Raw genomic sequence first — 16,357 nt, forward strand, 5'->3', positions numbered from 1 at the left:
GGAACACTCGAACCGCGCAGCCACCGGGAGCCCTGATGACCGCCGCAGCCCCCCTTCGCGCCACAGCGCCCGCGCGGGTCGCCACCCCGCGCCGCTATGTCCTGTGCAGGCCCGACCACTTCGAGGTCGCCTATGCGATCAATCCGTGGATGGACCCCGCCACCCCCGTCGACCGGCCGCGTGCCCTGGCCCAGTGGGAGATCCTGCGGGCCGTGCTCGAGGAACACGGGCATTGCGTGGAGACGGTGCCCGGCGAACCCGGCCTGCCCGACATGGTGTTCGCCGCCAACAGCGGAATCGTGATCGACGGGCACGCGCTCTCGGCGCGCTTCGCCCACCCCGAACGCGCCGCGGAGGGCCCCGCGTTCCACCGCTGGTTCGCGGCCAGGGAACTGCGCGCCCTCGCGCCCGCCTGCGAAACCAACGAGGGCGAGGGCGATTTCGCCTTCGCCGGGCACCGGATCCTGGCCGGTGTCGGCTTCCGCTGCGCGCCGGCCGCGCACGCCGAGGTCGAACGGTACTTCGACCTCCCGGTGGTCTCCCTCGAACTCGTCGATCCGCGCTTCTATCACCTCGACACCGCGCTGATGGTCCTCGACGACACCACCGTCGCCTACTACCCGGCCGCGTTCAGCCCCGCCGCCCGCGACGTCCTGACCACCCTCTACCCGGACGCGATCCTCGCCGACGAGAACGACGCCCTCTGCTTCGGACTCAACGGCGTCAGCGACGGCCACCACGTCTTCCTCGACCCCGGCGCGACCAGCCTCATCGCGGCGCTGCGGGCTCGCGGGTTCGCGCCGGTCCCGGTCGACATGTCCGAACTTCGCAAGGGCGGCGGCGGCGTGAAGTGCTGCGTGCTGGAGTTGCACTCGCGCCGTGACACGCCGACGCCGCACTCACCCGCGTAGACCGTCGGTACTCACTCGAACTCGGTGCCGCCATCGCGCAGCAGGTACGCGTCGGAGACGATCTTGCCGATCGCCCGCCCGCCGAGCACCGGAGATTGCCGCTCGGTGGCAGGGCGGACCACCAGGCCCTCCCGGATGTTCGTGCCAGCACCGCTGACGGTCTCGGTGCCCTCGGCGAGCGTCAGCAGCAGGTCCGCGTCGTAGGGGCCCTCGTAGAGGACCGGGACCCGCGGCACGGTGATGCCGAGTTCGCCGAGCAGCGTGCCGATCTCGTGGTGGTCGAGCCAGCGCACCGGCTCGCCGCCGCGGTCCACCGCGATGTCGAACAGGCCGAAGCCCAGCGACTCGTCGTGGGCGGCCGAGGCACCGTAGTGCAGATCCTGCACACCCGCGCCGTAGACCTCACCGAACAGCCCGACCCGGTCGGCGTCGAGCGCGGTGGCGATCTTCCTGGCGGCCTCGTCGAGTCCGTGCGTGCGGATCGCCCGCCAGTACAGGTTGCCCTCGGACGGTGTCAGCGAGAGCGACTTCCCGCCGACACCCTTGGAGGACACCAGGATCCGGTCGTCGGCCCGCACGTGGGTGAGCAGGCAGGCGGTGCCGTGGATCTTCTCCGTGGCCACCACCGGCTCCCCGGCGGTGAAGATATCCGGAAAGCGTTTGATGTTCTCGACATCGATCCACCGCACCAGATCCGGGGCAGCCTCGACCTGTCCGGCCATCGAGACCGGAACGGGCGGAACCCATTTGACGATCCCGAGCCGCTCGGCGAAGTCGGCGCGCTCGGCCGCGGCCGCCGCCAGATCCACCCCGCCCAGCGCGGCCGGGGTGCACACGATGCCCTGCGACACCTCCCCGCGCCGCCGCACCGCCTTCACCCGATTGCGCTGGGACCCGGCCAGTTTCCCGGTCAGTCCGAGTTCGGCGATCAGCTCCTCGGGCAGGAGGGCCTGCTCCGGGATGTAGAGCGCGTGATCACCGGTCGCGAACTGGCCTTTGGCCACGACGGCCCGGTACAAACCGACCTGGGCGAGCTCGAGCCGATCGGCGTTCGGATGTGGAAGGACGACGAGCCGCTCGGCCGTCACCTGCAGTGTGGACATGGAAACCCCCTCGTGATGAGAAGGTCAGCGTACGAGCCGGCACCGACAGGGTCGATCGAATTTCCCTGCGGGACAACCGTCCCGCAGGCGCGCGGTCACGACGGGTCGATGCGGTAGCCGTCGGGTGTTGCGACGACATCGGTGACCGGCCCGGTGGGACGGCCGCAGCGGCGCTCACAGCCCGACCAGTGCTGACGGCCCGCCACGGAGACGTCCTCGGCGGGCACGACCATCTCCGCCGTGCCCGGTTCGCCGGGCAGCACGCGATCGGAGTCGACGGCGGCGGCGAGGTCGGCGCGGACATCGGTGAGCGACTTGGCGCACCCTGGTCGGCCCGCGCAGGCGCTGACCTGCAACCACGGCGACTGCGCATCGAAGATCAGCCCCATCGGCGCCAGCACCCGCACCACGGTTTCTGCGGGACCCTCGTCGAGATCGGTGATCACCAGACTGCGCCACGGGGTGACATAGACGGGCCGCTCGACGGCCGCGAGGAATTCCGCGGTCCGCGCGGGCAGGGTGCCCAGCGGCACGCCCGCGCCGAGGCTGACCAATCCGTTGTCCTGATCCAGCCAGCCGATCGGAACTGTGTGTGTCGCACCGAGTTCCAGGCGTGCACCGGCGGGGGAGCGGTCCAGGGCCTCGGTGACCCGCTCGGCACCGCCGGGAATCTCGTGCAATCGCCACTGCCCGTCCTCGCCGGTCCCGCGCAGATCGAGGAAGCCACGCGCCGCGTCGAGCATCACGTCGATCGCTTCGCTCGCCGTCACCCGCACGCCGGTGTCGGCGCCGGCGAGCAGGAGCGCGAACTCGTCCGCCCCGACGGCCTGGATACCGATGTCGCCGCGCAGCGTGCTCACATCGCCGCGACCGTCGTCGAGCGTGAACAGCACCCGTCCCGGCAGCTCCGCCAGCCGCGGATCCGCGCGCAGACCCGCGTCGAGGCCGACGGCGAGCCCGTGCACATCCGCCCAGCCGCCGACCCGGCCGGACAGTGGCGAGGCGACGATATTGCGGACCCGCTCGTGGGTGCGGCTCGGCAGGAGGCCGGCGGCGTCGAGCCGATCGGCGAGCGCGGCGGCGTCACGCACCTGCCGCAGCTGGATATTGCCGCGGGAGGTCAATTCGAGGTGACCGTTGCCCAGGTCGACGGCCGCGTCCGCGAGTGCCTGCACCTGCTCGGGTTCGAGCCTGCCGCCGGGCACCCGGATCCGGGCCAGCGGTCCGTCGGCGGCCTGGTGCAGTCGCAGGACACCGGGGCAAGAGTCGGGAGTGCTCCTGGTCATGATCCGTCCAGCCTACGACCGCCGACGCGGGCGGCTACGCGAGGCGTCGCCGGGCCGCGTCGCCTAGGGTGGGCGGGAATCGTTCGCCAGGTCGATCGCCGACAGGAGAGGTCGCCGCATGCTGCGTGAATTCGTGGACAAGCGTGTCGTTCCCGCACTGGACAAGGCCGCGCACGCGCAAACCGCCGCGGTCGGCCGCTACGTCGACTGGCTCGAACGCAGGCATCCGGACGACGCGCCGGTGCAGACGCTGCGGCGGCTCTCCCGCCAATACCTGGTCGTCGTCACCACCAGCGGCGTCGTCGTCGGGCTCACCGCCGCCGTGCCCGGGGTCGGCACGCTGCTGGGTCTGGCCGCGACCGGCGTCGACACCATCGTGTTCCTCGAGGCGTCCTCGGTGCTGTCCGTCGGCGCCGCCGCGGCCTACGACCTCGACCCCGCCGACCCGCGCCGCGCGCAGCTGGTGTCGAAGGTGGTGCTCGGTGACGCGGGCACCAAGCTGCTCGACGAGACCGCGGGACACAAGACCAGCCAGTGGCTCTCGGTCGTCACCGACCACATTCCCGGCCTGGCGAGCATGCCGGACTCACCGGCCAAGCGTTTTCTGGTCAACTATCTCGTCAAACGCACGCTGCTGCTGTTCGGCACCCTGATCCCGGCCGGTATCGGCGCGGTCATCGGCGGCGTCGGCAACAACGCCCTCGGCCAGATGGTGGTCGCCAACGTGTACCGCAACCTCGGCACCGGCTCCCCGGAGATGGTCGCGGCCGGCACCCGCCGCGGCTGACTGTCGGCTTGACCTTCGAGCCACTCGAACCCCGATGATGTGCCGATGTCCGAATCCGAACTGCTCACCATCGGTGCCTTCGCCCGTGCGTGCGGTCTGAGCACCAGCGCCCTGCGCTTCTACGCCGACGCGGGCGTCCTCGTCCCCGCCGTGGTCGACGAGATCACCGGCTACCGCTACTACGCGCCCGACCAGGCAGGCACCGCCCGGCTGATCCGGCACCTGCGTGCCGTCGACATGCCGCTGCCCGTGGTCATCACCGTCCTCACCGAGCGCGACCAGGCCCGCGTCGCAACACTGGTGGAGGGCTACCTCACCAGCCTGGACCGTCAACTGGAGTCGGTGCGCGCAGCCGCCGACGCAGCCCGTGCCGCAGTGCGTTTCGGCCCGCTCGTGGCATCGGGCACGGCTTCGGCGATCGCCCCGGGCTCGGCGGCGGGACCGGTTTCGGCGACCGGCGCCGGGGCGAGTACTGCTGTGGACCCGCTCGCCGACAGCGTCATGTGGGTGCGCGGGCCTTTGCTCGCGGCTGCTGTCGACCAGATCGCGACCGCGACGATCATGGATCCGGAGATGCCGGTGCTCAACAGCATTCACCTCGAGGCACGGACGCAGGAACTGATCCTCACCGCCACCGACCGGTACCGCCTGGCCACCCGGAGCCTGCGGCCCGCTCGCGCGACGACGGCGGAGTGGACGGCAACCGTCGACGCCGACGACCTCCGCGCCGCCGCATCCTGGCTGCGCCGCAGGCATACGGTCGCGATCCGGCCCGGATCCACCCACCTCGAGATCATCTCCGGCGATTCGGCCGAGCAGGCAGACACGACACCGACCGAGAACGGCAGGGCAGAAGCGCTCGGCCCGGATCGGCGACGTTGCCGCCGCGCGGCCGACGAGTTTCCCGACTACCGCGCGATGCTGGCGGCGCTGCCCGCTGTCGTCACCCGCGTCGTCCTGAACAGAACCGAGCTGCTGGATGCGCTCGAGCAGGCCGGTTCGGCCACGATCACCCTGCACGTGATCCCGGAGCACGGCCTCGACGAGCTCACGCGTGCCGATCTCGCCGCCACCCCCGCGTTCGCGTTCATCCTCGGCCATGGCTATGACGCCAGGGATGTCGAGGCCGTCCGCGCGGCGTCGGTCGCGGGCGCCATCGCCGATCCGGCACGGGCGGTGCGGATTGCCGGGAACGGCGATGCCGTCCTGCTGCCCGCGACCGTCACCGGTCCCGGAATGACGATCCATTTCGCTGTCATCACCCTGTACCCCGCCGTCGCGGGCGCCGTCGGCCCCGACGTGATGCTCGACCTGATCGCCCCCGACCTGCCCGCCCGGATCCGCTCCGCCGACGACGGCGACCTGCTGACCCTGGCTATGCCGTGCCGTCCCGACACCGAGGAGACCTCCCGATGACCGCCGCCCGCGGGCTGGAAAGTTGCGATGCGAGGGCGGACAGTACGATCGGGATGCTCGGCGGGCGTCGAGGAAACCGGTGGAAATCCGGTGCGGTCGCGCCACTGTGAACAGCCAGACCCTCTCCGGCGAGCACCACACCGCATCCCGATGGGCGCGTCACCCGAGGAAGGCCACACCCTGTGATCCTGCTGCTGTCCACCTCCGACACCGATCTGCTGAGCGCACGCGCGAGCGGCGCCGACTACCGGTGGGGCAATCCCGCCCGGTTGCTGGTCGAGGATCTGCCGGGGTTGCTCGACGGCGTCGATCTGGTGATCGTGCGAATCCTCGGCGGCAAGCGCGCCTGGGAGGACGGCCTGGAGGCGGTGCGGGCCAGCGGGGTGCCGATGGTGGCACTCGGCGGCGAGATCGCCCCCGACGCGGAACTGATGGAGTGCTCGACCGTCCCGGTCGGCGTCGCGGCCGACGCGCACAACTACCTCGCCGCCGGTGGCGCGGACAACCTGCGCGAGCTGCACAACTTCCTCTCCGACACGGTCCTGCTCACCGGCCACGGCTTCGAACCCCCCGTGGAACTGCCGAGTTGGGGTGAGCTCGACCGCACCGCCCGCATCCTCGAACCGCACGCTCCGACCGTCGCCGTGGTCTACTACCGCGCCCAGCACCTCGCGGGCAACACCGGCTACATCGACGCACTGTGCACCGCGATCGAGGCCAAGGGCGCTCGCGCACTGCCCGTCTACTGCGCCTCGCTGCGCACCGCGGAACCGGAACTGCTCGCCCTGCTCGGCCGCGCCGACGCCCTCGTCGTGACGGTCCTCGCGGCAGGCGGCAGCAAGCCGGCCACCGCCTCGGCCGGTGGCGACGACGAGGCATGGGACGTGGCCGCACTGGCCGCCCTCGATGTGCCGATCCTGCAGGGCCTGTGCCTGACCAGCGGCCGCGCCCAGTGGGAGGCCAACGACGACGGCCTGTCGCCGCTCGATGTCGCCACCCAGGTCGCGGTGCCGGAGTTCGACGGCCGCATCATCACGGTCCCGTTCTCGTTCAAGGAATTCGACGCCGACGGCCTGTCGACCTACGTTCCCGATCCCGAACGCGCCGCCAGGGTCGCCGGCATCGCCGTGCGCCACGCCCGCCTGCGCCACATCCCCGCCGCCGACAAGCGGATCGCGATCATGCTCTCGGCCTACCCGACCAAGCATGCCCGCATCGGCAACGCGGTCGGTCTCGACACCCCGGCGAGCGCGATCCGCCTGCTCACCGAATTGCACACCGCCGGTTACGATCTCGGCGATCTCGGCGAGATCCCCGGCCTCCTGGAACGCGACGGTGACGCCCTGATCCACGCCCTGATCGCCGCAGGTGGTCAGGACCCGGACTGGCTCACCGCGGAACAGCTGGAGGGCAACCCGATTCGCATCGGCGCCGCCACCTACACCCGCTGGTTCGAGTCCCTGCCCGAGGATCTGCGCGAGGCCGTGGCCGAGGCGTGGGGTCCGCCGCCGGGCGAACTGTACGTCGACCGGTCGGCCGACCCCCATGGCGAGATCGTCATCGCCGCACTGCGTTTCGGCAATGTGGTGCTGATGGTGCAGCCGCCCCGCGGGTTCGGCGAGAACCCCGTCGCCATCTATCACGACCCCGACCTGCCGCCGAGCCACCACTACCTGGCCGCCTACCGCTGGCTGTCCGCGCCCGACGGTTTCGGCGCCGACGCGATGGTGCACCTCGGCAAGCACGGCAACCTGGAATGGCTGCCAGGCAAGACCCTCGGCATGTCGGCCTCCTGCGGCACCGACGCCGCTCTCGGCGACCTGCCGCTGATCTACCCGTTCCTGGTCAACGACCCGGGCGAGGGCACCCAGGCCAAGCGCCGCGCGCACGCCACCCTGGTCGACCACCTGATCCCGCCGATGGCCCGCGCCGAGACCTACGGCGACATCTCGCGGCTCGAGCAGCTGCTCGACGAGCACGCCAACATCTCCGCCCTCGACCCGGCGAAACTGCCCGCCATCCGCCAGCAGATCTGGACGCTGATGCGCGCCGCCAAGATGGACCACGACCTCGGCCTGGCCGAGCGTCCCGAGGAAGACGTCTTCGACGACATGCTGCTGCACGTCGACGGCTGGCTGTGTGAGATCAAGGACGTGCAGATCCGCGACGGCCTGCACATCCTCGGCCAGGCGCCCGAGGGCGAGATGGAACTCGACCTGGTGCTGGCCATGCTGCGCGCCCGCCAGCTGTGGGGCGGCGAGCAGAACGTGCCGGGCCTGCGCGAAGCGCTGGGGCTCAGCGAAGCCGGTGACGAAGCCCGCGAGCGGGTCGACGTGGTCGAGGGCCGCGCCCGCGAACTGCTGGCGGCACTGCAGGCGACGGACTGGGCCGTCGACGCGGTCGAGCGACTGGTCGCCGACTTCGAGACCGCGATCCTCGACGGGCACCGGGCCGCGACGGGTGACGGACACCGCGATGCCGAGCGACTGGACAAGGTCGCCACCATCCTGCGGTTCGCCGCGACCGAGGTCGTACCCCGCCTGCGCGAGACCAGCATCGAGATCGCGCGAGTCCTGCACGCCCTCGACGGCGGTTTCATCCCCGCGGGCCCCAGCGGCTCCCCGCTGCGCGGCCTGATCAACGTGCTGCCCACCGGCCGCAACTTCTACTCCGTCGACCCCAAGGCCGTCCCGTCGCGGCTGGCGTGGGAGACCGGCCAGGCGATGGCGGAGTCGCTGCTGGCGCGCTACCTCGCCGACCACGGCGAATACCCGACGTCGGTGGGCCTGTCGGTGTGGGGCACCTCGGCCATGCGGACCTCCGGTGACGACATCGCCGAGGTCTTCGCGCTGCTGGGTGTGCGGCCGGTGTGGGACGAGGCCAGCCGCCGCGTCACCTCCCTGGCGGTGATCCCCCTCGACGAACTCGCCCGTCCGCGCATCGATGTCACCGTGCGCATCTCCGGCTTCTTCCGCGACGCCTTCCCGCACGTGCTCGCCCTGCTCGACGACGCCGTCCGGCTCGTCGCCGAGCTCGACGAGCCCGCCGAGTCGAATTACGTTCGCGCGCACGCCCAGTCGGACCTGGCCGAGCACGGCGACGCCCGCCGCGCCACTACCCGCATCTTCGGTTCCAAGCCGGGCACCTACGGCGCAGGCCTGCTGCAGCTCATCGACTCCAAGAGCTGGCGCACCGACGACGACCTCGCGCAGGTGTACACCACCTGGGGTGGCTACGCCTACGGTCGCGACCTCGACGGCGCCCCCGCCGCCGAGGACATGCGCACCGCCTACAAGCGGATCGCGGTGGCCGCCAAGAACACCGACACCCGCGAACACGACATCGCCGACTCCGACGACTACTTCCAGTACCACGGCGGCATGGTCGCCACCGTGCGTGCGCTGACCGGCAAGAACCCCGAGGCCTACATCGGCGACTCCACCCGCCCCGACGCGGTGCGCACCCGCACGCTCTCGGAGGAGACCGCGCGCGTGTTCCGTGCCCGCGTGGTGAACCCGCGCTGGCTCGAGGCGATGCGCCGCCACGGCTACAAGGGCGCTTTCGAGATGGCCGCCACCGTCGACTACCTGTTCGGCTACGACGCCACCACCAACGTGGTCGCCGACTGGATGTACGAGAAGCTCAGCGAGAGCTACGTTTTCGACGACGTGAACCGCAAGTTCATGGAGCAGTCCAATCCGTGGGCGCTGCACGGCATCGCCGAACGCCTGCTCGAGGCCGCCGAGCGCAAGCTGTGGGAGCACCCCGAGCCCGAGACGCTGGACAAGCTGCGTCAGGTCTACCTCGAGACCGAGGGCGAGCTGGAGTGAGTAGCGAGCAGTCCGCCGCGTATTTCCGGCGCGACGGCGAGGTGTACACGCCGACGTCGTGGGGCCGGAGCCTGTGGGCCGACGGGATCCTGTCCGGCCCGCCGGTGTGTGGACTGCTCGCCCGCGAGATCGAGAACCGGTACCGCACCGGGGAATTCGTGCCCGCCCGGTTCACCGTCGACCTGCATCAGCCGGTGCCCGCGGTCCCGCTGACCGTGGACAGCGAGCTGACCCGCGACGGCAACCGGGTGCGCGCGGCGCAGGCGGTGCTGCGCGCCGACGGCCAGGTCGTCGCGCGGGCCTCGGCAGTGCTGCTGAAACGGTCGGCGCAGCCGCGGGGTGAGGTGTGGCGCGAGGTGCGGCAGCCGCCGCTGCCGCCGACCGAGCTGCTGGCCTCGGTCGCGCCGACCGTGCACCTGTTCGACAGTGACGGGTCCGGTGACGGCTGGACCGTCGAGATCTCCCGGCACGAGAACGACACCCGCAAACGCAAGTGGGTCCGCGGTATAGCGGTGGTGGCCGGGGAAGCCGGTTCGCCGTTCGTCTTCGCCGCCATGGCGGGCGAGCAGGCCAGCCTGGTGACGAACTGGGGCACCGAGGGGATCGGCTTCATCAACACCGATGTCTCGATCACCTTCGCCCGGTTGCCGATCGGCCCGGAGATGGGCATCGAAGCGGGCAACCACCTCAGCCACGACGGCATCGCCGCGGGCTCGGCCGTGCTCTACGACGCGGACGGCGAGTTCGGTGTCTGCACCGTGTCGGGCGTGGCCAACGAGCGCAGGCAGATCAGCGGCGCGGCGATCGACGCCTACATTCCGCTGCGCGGCGGTACGCAGCGCGCGCCTGAGGGTGCCGACTTGCCGGAAAACTAGAACGCGTTCTAATCTGATCGTGGTGCGTTGGCGCACCACGGCACGTGCGTGTCGGCCGCAGGGCAGAAGAGGGTCGCAATGAGCAATTCTCCGGCGTACTTCACGCAGGATGACGGCGTTTTCCAGCCCACCCGGTTCTCCATGAGCCTGTGGGCACCGAGCACGCTGTCCGGGCCGCCGGTGTGCGGACTGATCGCCCGCGAAGTCGAGGCGCGCTACTGCGGCGACGGGTTCGCGCCCGCCCGGCTGACCGTCGACCTGCACCGGGCGGTGCCCGCGGTGCCGCTGACCGTCGACAGCGAACTGGTGCGCGACGGCAAACGGGTCCGCGCGGTGGCGATCGTGCTGCGTTCCGGCGGTGAGCCCGTCGCCAGGGGCAGCGCGCTGCTGCTGAAGCGGTCGACCCAGCCGCCGGGGGAGGTGTGGCGGCCGGGGCGGGAACGTCCGCTGCCGCCGCGCGACGCGCTCGCCACCGTCGACGAGGCCATGCACCTGTTCGGTAGCGACGGCAACGGGTGGTCGGTGAAGATGACCGAGCACCAGAACGACGCCAGGAAACGCAAGTGGGTGCGCAATATCCCCGTGGTCGCGGGCGAGGAATCCTCCCCGTTCTGCTTCGCCGCCATGGCCGGTGAGCAGACCAGCCTGGTCACCAACTGGGGCACCGAGGGCATCGGGTTCATCAACACCGACGTCTCGATCACGTTCTCGCGCATGCCGATCGGGCTCGAGATGGGCATCGAGGCGGAATCGCATCTCAGCGACGACGGCATTGCCGCCGGTGCGGCGGTCCTCTACGACGCCGAGGGCGCTTTCGGTATCTGCACCACCACCGCGCTGGCCAACGAGCACCGGCAGATCCACGGCTCGGTCATCGACAACCTGTCCGAGGAGTTCTCGCTGTCCCAGGTCACGCCGGATCGAGGCCGCTGAACGCCAGACCCACCGTGGTCGCGCACAGCACGAACCCGGCCGCGGTGGTGGTCAGCAGATAGCCGAGCGCGATCATCCGGGCCGCGGGGAGCAGCGCCAGCAGCAGCGTCGGGGTCAGCAGCGCGGCCAGGGTCAGCGCCCAGCTGAGCCAGTACGAGGTCCGGATCGGCTCGATCTCCGCGAACGCGATCGTCCGCGGCATCGGCACCTCCCACGCGTCCTGCACGGCGAATGTCGCGGGAACCAGGACGAATACGGCAACGAACAATCCCGCCGCCACACCCCAGCCCGCCCGCCACCTGACCTGCCCCGGCACCGCTGCACGCACCCGCCCACACACCTTCCCTGCCACCCGGTTCACCCACTCCGCCGCGCCCCATGCTGCCTCGAGCGGAACCCCCACGCGGGTAACCGCGCACCGTGTCACCGCATGCGCTGAACGTTCACCATCCCGCCGATCGGTCGGAATCGGGACGATAGTCGGCGGGCTTCGAAGGCCCTAGATGCCGGTCTGCTCGGCCATGACGAAGATCGCGCGACCGCGAAGAACTCATGCCGGAATCAGGGTCACGATCAGTTCGTCGGCGATGGACTCCGCTTTCACCATGCCCTCGCCGAGGTACAGCGTGGCGGCCTGCGGCCTGCCGTCGGGGAGCGGCACGACCGAGACCGCGTCGACCCGGCGGCCCGCGAGCACGTCGTAGGGCGGCTCGTCGGTGACGTCGAAGGCGGTGTACTTACCCGAGATGGCGACGTATTCGATGTTCACCGGGTCGACCAGCGGTTCGAACGGGTCGCGCCACGGCGCCGCGCCGATCCGCAGTTCCGCGCCGTCGACGCCGGCGTCGAGCAGCAGCGTCGATCCGTTGTGGAAGGTGAATTCGATCGGGCCCTCGGTGCGGTCGATGTCGTCGCCCAGGACGTAGAACATCCGGCGGACGGCGACGATGGTCCCGTCGACCGCGGCGTTGAGCGCGGCGCGGCCGTACTCGTCGTTGTCGGACACAGGTTTCCTCTGACGGTCGATCTCGCACGCGTGGCGTGCTGCCGGGCAGATGAGCCATCATGTCGCCCGACCTGCGCGGTACGCAACTCGGTGCGGCGTGTTCGCCGCCGCGACCCGGTCATCCGCCGTGCCCGCGACCGCTCGTACAGTGGATTCATGGTGGATCCCACCCCGGACGACACCGCGGCCGCGGTGGAGCGCGCGGCCGAACTGCTGGCCGGGCGCCGCCTGGTGGTGATCTCCGGAGCCGGCCTGAGCACCGACAGCGGAATCCCCGACTATCGCGGCCCGGATTCGCCGCCGCGCAACCCGATGACCTACCAGCAGTTCGTCGGCGACGCCGAGTTCCGGCAGCGCTACTGGGCCCGCAACCACCTGGGCTGGCGGCGGATGGACGCCGCGCGGCCGAATCGGGGGCACCGGGCCGTCGCCGAGCTGGAGCGCGCCGGGGTGGTCGCCGGCGTGATCACCCAGAACGTGGACCTGCTGCACACCAAGGCGGGCGCGCGTCGCGTGATCGACCTGCACGGCACCTACGCGCGGGTGTGCTGTCTGCGCTGCCACGCGATGATCTCGCGCATGACGCTGGCCGAACGTCTGGAGGAAGCAAATCCCGGTTTCGCGGAACATGTTTCAGCGGCGACCGGGATCGAAGTCGCTCCCGACGCGGACGCGGTGGTGACCGATACCGCCCGTTTCCGGATGCTCGACTGCGCGACCTGCGGCGGCATGCTCAAACCCGACATCGTCTACTTCGGTGAATCCGTGCCAGCCGACCGGGTGGCCGCGGCCTTCGACCTGGTCGACGACGCGCAGGCGCTGCTGGTGGCAGGCTCGTCGCTGACGGTGATGTCGGGCCTGCGCTTCGTGCGGCGGGCGGCGAAAAACGGTGTGCCGGTGGTGATCGTGAATCGCGGCGGCACACGCGGCGACGATCTGGCCACCGTGCGGATTTCGGCAGGCTGCTCGGAGACGTTGTGCGCCTTGGCCGAACGGCTCATCACACCGAGCGCGATCGCCGGGCGATGAACGAATCCGTCGACGCCGCGATCGAAACCTTCTTCGCGGGCAAACCGTATTCTCTCGAGATCTTCACCGTGCTGCGGGAATTGATCGCGGCCAACGGTCCGGCGGAACTGTCGGTGGCATCGCAGATCACCTTCGGCCTCGCCCGGAAGTTCGCGTAGGTATCGCTCTACAACATCACCGGCCGGAATCCGCAAGGCACCGTCCAAATCATGCTCGCGATCGACGAGGAAATAGCGCGGCCACCGGTGTACCGGGTGAATCAGGTCGGCCGCTCGCGCTGGAATAACCTGGTCGTCGTGCATTCCGTGGCCGAGACACGCGATCGGCGAACTGGCAGTTCTGATCGCCGCCGCCTATCGATTCGGTGCGAAATGAACGGTCACTTGATCCCTCGTTGACGGCGGCGTATTCGACGTGGGTAAGCTCTGCGCACCAGTGCATGAAGAGTTCCACCCGCGGCGCAAAGTTTTCCTCGCAGCGGGGTTGTCGGCCCTCGTGTGGGCCGCATGATCGACCCCCACTTGCCAGCCGATCAGAACCAGGGCTTTTCCATGACCGATACCGTCGTTGCCGAACCACGCCTCACGCACCGCCAGACACTCACGATTCTGTCCGGCCTGCTACTCGGGGTGTTCCTCGCCGCGCTCGACCAGAACATCGTCAGCGTCGCGATCGTGCGGATCGCGAACAGTCTCGACGGCTTCGACGAACAGGCATGGGCGACAACGGCGTACCTGATCACCGCCACCGTCACCACGCCGCTCTACGGCAAACTGGCCGACATCTACGGGCGCAAACCGTTCTATCTGCTGGCGATCGCCCTGTTCGTCATCGGCTCGGCGGCCTGCTGCTTCGCGACCACGATGTACCAGCTGGCGGCCTGCCGCGCGTTCCAGGGACTGGGCGCGGGTGGGCTGATGTCGCTGGCGTTCACCATCGTCGGCGATATCGTGCCCGCCCGCGAACGGGTCCGCTACCAGGGGTATTTCCTCATGGTGTTCGGCATCGCGACGGTGCTGGGCCCGGTGGTCGGCGGGTTCCTGTCCGAGTACGAGAGTCTTGGCGGGATCGAGGGCTGGCGCTGGGTGTTCCTGGTGAACGTGCCGGTCGGGGTGCTGGCGTTCCTGGTCGTCGCCCGGGTGCTGAATGTGCGGCATACACGCAGGCGAAGCCGGATCGACTGGTTGGGCGCGCTCACCCTCGTCGTCGCTGTCGTGCCGTTGCTCATCGTGGCCGAGCAGGGCCGGGTGTGGGGCTGGACGTCGCCGAAGTCGTTGCTCTGCTACGGCATCGGCGCGGGCGGGCTGCTGCTGTTCCTGATCGTCGAGTTCTGCATGAAGGACGCGGCGCTGATCCCGCTGCGGTTGTTCCGCAGTCCGACCTTCAGCATCGCGATCCTCGGCGGCTTCCTTGTCGGTGTCTCGATGTTCGGCGCGATCACCATGGTTCCGCAGTATCTACAGGTCGTGCGTGGTTTCTCGCCGACCGAGGCGGGGCTGCTGATGTTGCCGCTGGTGCTGGGAATCATGGTCGGCGCGCAGCTGTCGGGCCTGATCACCAAGGCCAGCGGGCGGTACAAGGTGCTGCCGGTCCTCGGCGCGCTGATCCTGGCGATCGGCTGCGCACTGTTCGCCCACGTCGGCTACGACAGCCCACTGTGGCAGCCGCTCGCCTACAGCGCGATCATGGGCTTCGGCCTCGGTGGCTGCATGCAGACGCTGATCATCGCCGCGCAGAACGCCGTCCCGAGCACCGAGATGGGGGTCTCGACCGCCTCGGCGACCTTCTTCCGGCAGCTGGGCGGCACCCTGGGCGTCGCGGTGTTCCTCACCGTCCTGTTCGATCGGCTGCCCGGATCGATCCTGTCCGCGTTCGGCGGCAGCCTGCCCGCCGGTCTCGACGCCGCTGGTCTGGATGCGCTGCAACGGGATACCTCCGGCATCGCCGCGCTGCCCGACGAGTTGCGGATGCCGATCCTGGCCGGCTTCACCGACGCGATGCAGGGCGTGTTCCTGCTCGCCGCCGATCTCGCGATCGTGGCCTGCCTGGTGCTGGTGTTCATGAAAGAGATTCCGCTGCGCGAGGATCCGGTGCCCGAGGAGGGTTCGGACGGTACGCTGCTGCGCGACGTGAGCCTGCACGACGCGCACGAGATGGTCGATCACCTGCGGCCCGCCGCCACCGGCCGGGTCATCGCGGGGCTGTTGCGCCGCGACGACGCCCGCCCGGTACCCGCGGCCATCCTCACCCTGATCGACCAGCACGGTCATCAGGTGGCGCGCGGCAACGGCGACGCCGACGGCGCCTATGTCATCGCGGCGCCGCAGCCGGGGAACTACGTCCTCATCGCCGCCGCGGCGGGCCATCAGCCCGAGGCGGTGAGCGTCTCGCTGGGGGAGCGGGCGCTGCATGTCGACCTCATGCTCACCGGGGCAGGTGAACTCACCGGCACCGTGCGGTCGGCGCGGCGCGGTGAACCGTTGTTCGGCGCGACCGTGACCCTCACCGATCCCGAAGGTGACGTCGTCGGTGCGGCGATCACGGGCGAGGACGGGGTGTACGTGTGCCGCGATGTCGTGAGCGGGACATACACGCTGGTCGCGGTCGCCGACCACATGCGCCCGTCCGCGGTCGCGCTGACCGTGCCGGAGACGGGTTCGCTGCACCACGACATCGATCTCGAGCCGATGGCCATCCTGATCGGCTCGGCCTGGGTCGACGGTGACCGCCCCGTCGCCGACGTCCAGATCACCGTCCTCGACGCGGGTGGCGACCCGGCGGCCACCACCCGCACCGACGAGCAGGGGCAGTATCTGGTCCCCGACCTCCCGGAAGGCGAGTACACCGTGGTCGCGCGCGGCTATCCGCCGGTCGCCAGCCAGGTGTCGGTGACCCGCGGCGAGATCACCCACGACGTCACCCTCGGCTACGACAACGAGGAGTCGATGCACCACCGCTGATCGTGCGCCGCGTGGGATCCCACGCGGCGCACGGCTCACGCGCTGACGGATGCCTCGCGCTGGAGTTCCAGGGCGATGTCGATGAGCTGGTCTTCCTGGCCGCCGATGAGTTTGCGCTTGCCTGCTCGGACGAGCATTTCGGCGGCGGAGACGCCGTAGCGTTCGGCTTGGCGTTCGGCGTGGCGCAGGAAGCTGGAGTAGACGCCCGCGTAGCCCATCAT

At 70.1% G+C, this 16,357-nt stretch carries 13 protein-coding genes and 1 pseudogene; 9 read left to right on the forward strand and 5 right to left on the reverse strand.

All coding sequences use genetic code 11. The features are described 5' to 3' along the window. Positions 1-35 precede the first annotated feature (35 nt). Entirely contained in the window at positions 36-911 is an 876-nt protein-coding gene (ddaH, locus tag ACWF9G_RS17935; RefSeq protein WP_452516494.1) for a dimethylargininase, read from the forward strand. Between the two features lie 11 nt (positions 912-922). Here the strand turns inward: ddaH and ACWF9G_RS17940 are convergent, their stop codons facing one another. After that, positions 923-2,014, reverse strand: coding sequence for an RNA ligase (ATP) (locus ACWF9G_RS17940; protein WP_452516496.1), 1,092 nt, complete (start codon positions 2,012-2,014; stop codon positions 923-925). A 95-nt stretch (positions 2,015-2,109) separates the two neighbouring features. Then, entirely contained in the window at positions 2,110-3,300 is a 1,191-nt protein-coding gene (gene cobG, locus ACWF9G_RS17945; RefSeq protein ID WP_452516498.1) for a precorrin-3B synthase, read from the reverse strand. Between the two features lie 118 nt (positions 3,301-3,418). Between cobG and ACWF9G_RS17950 the strand changes: the two genes are divergently transcribed. The 5 genes from ACWF9G_RS17950 to ACWF9G_RS17970 all read left to right on the forward strand — a co-directional run bounded on the left by ACWF9G_RS17950 (position 3,419) and on the right by ACWF9G_RS17970 (position 11,141). Next, positions 3,419-4,087, forward strand: a complete 669-nt coding sequence (locus ACWF9G_RS17950) for a hypothetical protein (RefSeq protein WP_452516500.1) — start codon at positions 3,419-3,421, stop codon at positions 4,085-4,087. A gap of 45 nt (positions 4,088-4,132) precedes the next feature. Continuing rightward, a complete protein-coding gene (locus ACWF9G_RS17955) occupies positions 4,133-5,503 on the forward strand; it encodes a DNA polymerase III subunit beta family protein (RefSeq protein WP_452516501.1) in 1,371 nt (456 codons plus the stop codon). A gap of 182 nt (positions 5,504-5,685) precedes the next feature. Next, positions 5,686-9,333, forward strand: coding sequence for a cobaltochelatase subunit CobN (gene cobN / locus ACWF9G_RS17960; RefSeq protein WP_452516503.1), 3,648 nt, complete (start codon positions 5,686-5,688; stop codon positions 9,331-9,333). Beyond that, entirely contained in the window at positions 9,330-10,208 is an 879-nt protein-coding gene (locus ACWF9G_RS17965; RefSeq protein ID WP_452516505.1) for an acyl-CoA thioesterase domain-containing protein, read from the forward strand. Before cobN ends, ACWF9G_RS17965 begins: the two co-directional genes overlap by 4 nt. A gap of 78 nt (positions 10,209-10,286) precedes the next feature. Then, positions 10,287-11,141 (forward strand): acyl-CoA thioesterase domain-containing protein, encoded by an 855-nt coding sequence (locus ACWF9G_RS17970; protein ID WP_452516507.1) that lies wholly within the window; start codon positions 10,287-10,289, stop codon positions 11,139-11,141. Here ACWF9G_RS17970 and ACWF9G_RS17975 read toward each other — a convergent pair. Together ACWF9G_RS17975 and ACWF9G_RS17980 are read right to left on the reverse strand one after the other, a co-directional pair. Continuing rightward, the gene (locus ACWF9G_RS17975; RefSeq protein WP_452516509.1) at positions 11,119-11,544 is read right to left on the reverse strand and encodes a hypothetical protein; all 426 of its coding nucleotides are present in this window, start codon (positions 11,542-11,544) and stop codon (positions 11,119-11,121) included. The genes ACWF9G_RS17970 and ACWF9G_RS17975 overlap by 23 nt on opposite strands. Positions 11,545-11,691: 147 nt before the next feature. Beyond that, positions 11,692-12,147 (reverse strand): hypothetical protein, encoded by a 456-nt coding sequence (locus ACWF9G_RS17980; protein WP_379309159.1) that lies wholly within the window; start codon positions 12,145-12,147, stop codon positions 11,692-11,694. A gap of 156 nt (positions 12,148-12,303) precedes the next feature. Here ACWF9G_RS17980 and ACWF9G_RS17985 point away from each other — a divergent pair, with 156 nt between their 5' ends. From ACWF9G_RS17985 to ACWF9G_RS17995, 3 genes are all read left to right on the forward strand, one after another. Then, on the forward strand, positions 12,304-13,176 hold the full coding sequence (locus tag ACWF9G_RS17985; RefSeq protein WP_452516510.1) for an NAD-dependent protein deacetylase: 873 nt from the start codon (positions 12,304-12,306) through the stop codon (positions 13,174-13,176). Further along, complete coding sequence (locus ACWF9G_RS17990; RefSeq protein ID WP_452516511.1) at positions 13,173-13,334, forward strand: hypothetical protein; 162 nt, start codon at positions 13,173-13,175, stop codon at positions 13,332-13,334. Before ACWF9G_RS17985 ends, ACWF9G_RS17990 begins: the two co-directional genes overlap by 4 nt. A 393-nt stretch (positions 13,335-13,727) precedes the next feature. Further along, positions 13,728-16,136 carry an MFS transporter gene (locus ACWF9G_RS17995; protein ID WP_452516512.1) on the forward strand — a complete coding sequence of 803 codons (2,409 nt, stop codon included), beginning with the start codon at positions 13,728-13,730 and terminating at the stop codon, positions 16,134-16,136. A 35-nt stretch (positions 16,137-16,171) separates the two neighbouring features. On the opposite strand, the pseudogene ACWF9G_RS18000 reads toward ACWF9G_RS17995, so the two are convergent. Further along, positions 16,172-16,357: pseudogene (locus ACWF9G_RS18000) on the reverse strand (4-hydroxy-2-oxovalerate aldolase); the annotation flags it as partial.

Source organism: Nocardia sp. NPDC055029, assembly GCF_053608525.1.

What these genes read in the sequence shown, in the direction of transcription:
- ACWF9G_RS17950 (WP_452516500.1), top strand. Translation starts at nt 3,419, where the DNA reads ATGCTGCGTGAATTCGTGGACAAGCGTGTCGTTCCCGCACTGGACAAG.
- ddaH (WP_452516494.1), top strand. Translation starts at nt 36, where the DNA reads ATGACCGCCGCAGCCCCCCTTCGCGCCACAGCGCCCGCGCGGGTCGCC.
- ACWF9G_RS17995 (WP_452516512.1), top strand. Translation starts at nt 13,728, where the DNA reads ATGACCGATACCGTCGTTGCCGAACCACGCCTCACGCACCGCCAGACA.
- ACWF9G_RS17970 (WP_452516507.1), top strand. Translation starts at nt 10,287, where the DNA reads ATGAGCAATTCTCCGGCGTACTTCACGCAGGATGACGGCGTTTTCCAG.
- ACWF9G_RS17990 (WP_452516511.1), top strand. Translation starts at nt 13,173, where the DNA reads ATGAACGAATCCGTCGACGCCGCGATCGAAACCTTCTTCGCGGGCAAA.
- ACWF9G_RS17940 (WP_452516496.1), bottom strand. Translation starts at nt 2,014, where the DNA reads ATGTCCACACTGCAGGTGACGGCCGAGCGGCTCGTCGTCCTTCCACAT.
- ACWF9G_RS17985 (WP_452516510.1), top strand. Translation starts at nt 12,304, where the DNA reads ATGGTGGATCCCACCCCGGACGACACCGCGGCCGCGGTGGAGCGCGCG.
- cobG (WP_452516498.1), bottom strand. Translation starts at nt 3,300, where the DNA reads ATGACCAGGAGCACTCCCGACTCTTGCCCCGGTGTCCTGCGACTGCAC.
- ACWF9G_RS17955 (WP_452516501.1), top strand. Translation starts at nt 4,133, where the DNA reads ATGTCCGAATCCGAACTGCTCACCATCGGTGCCTTCGCCCGTGCGTGC.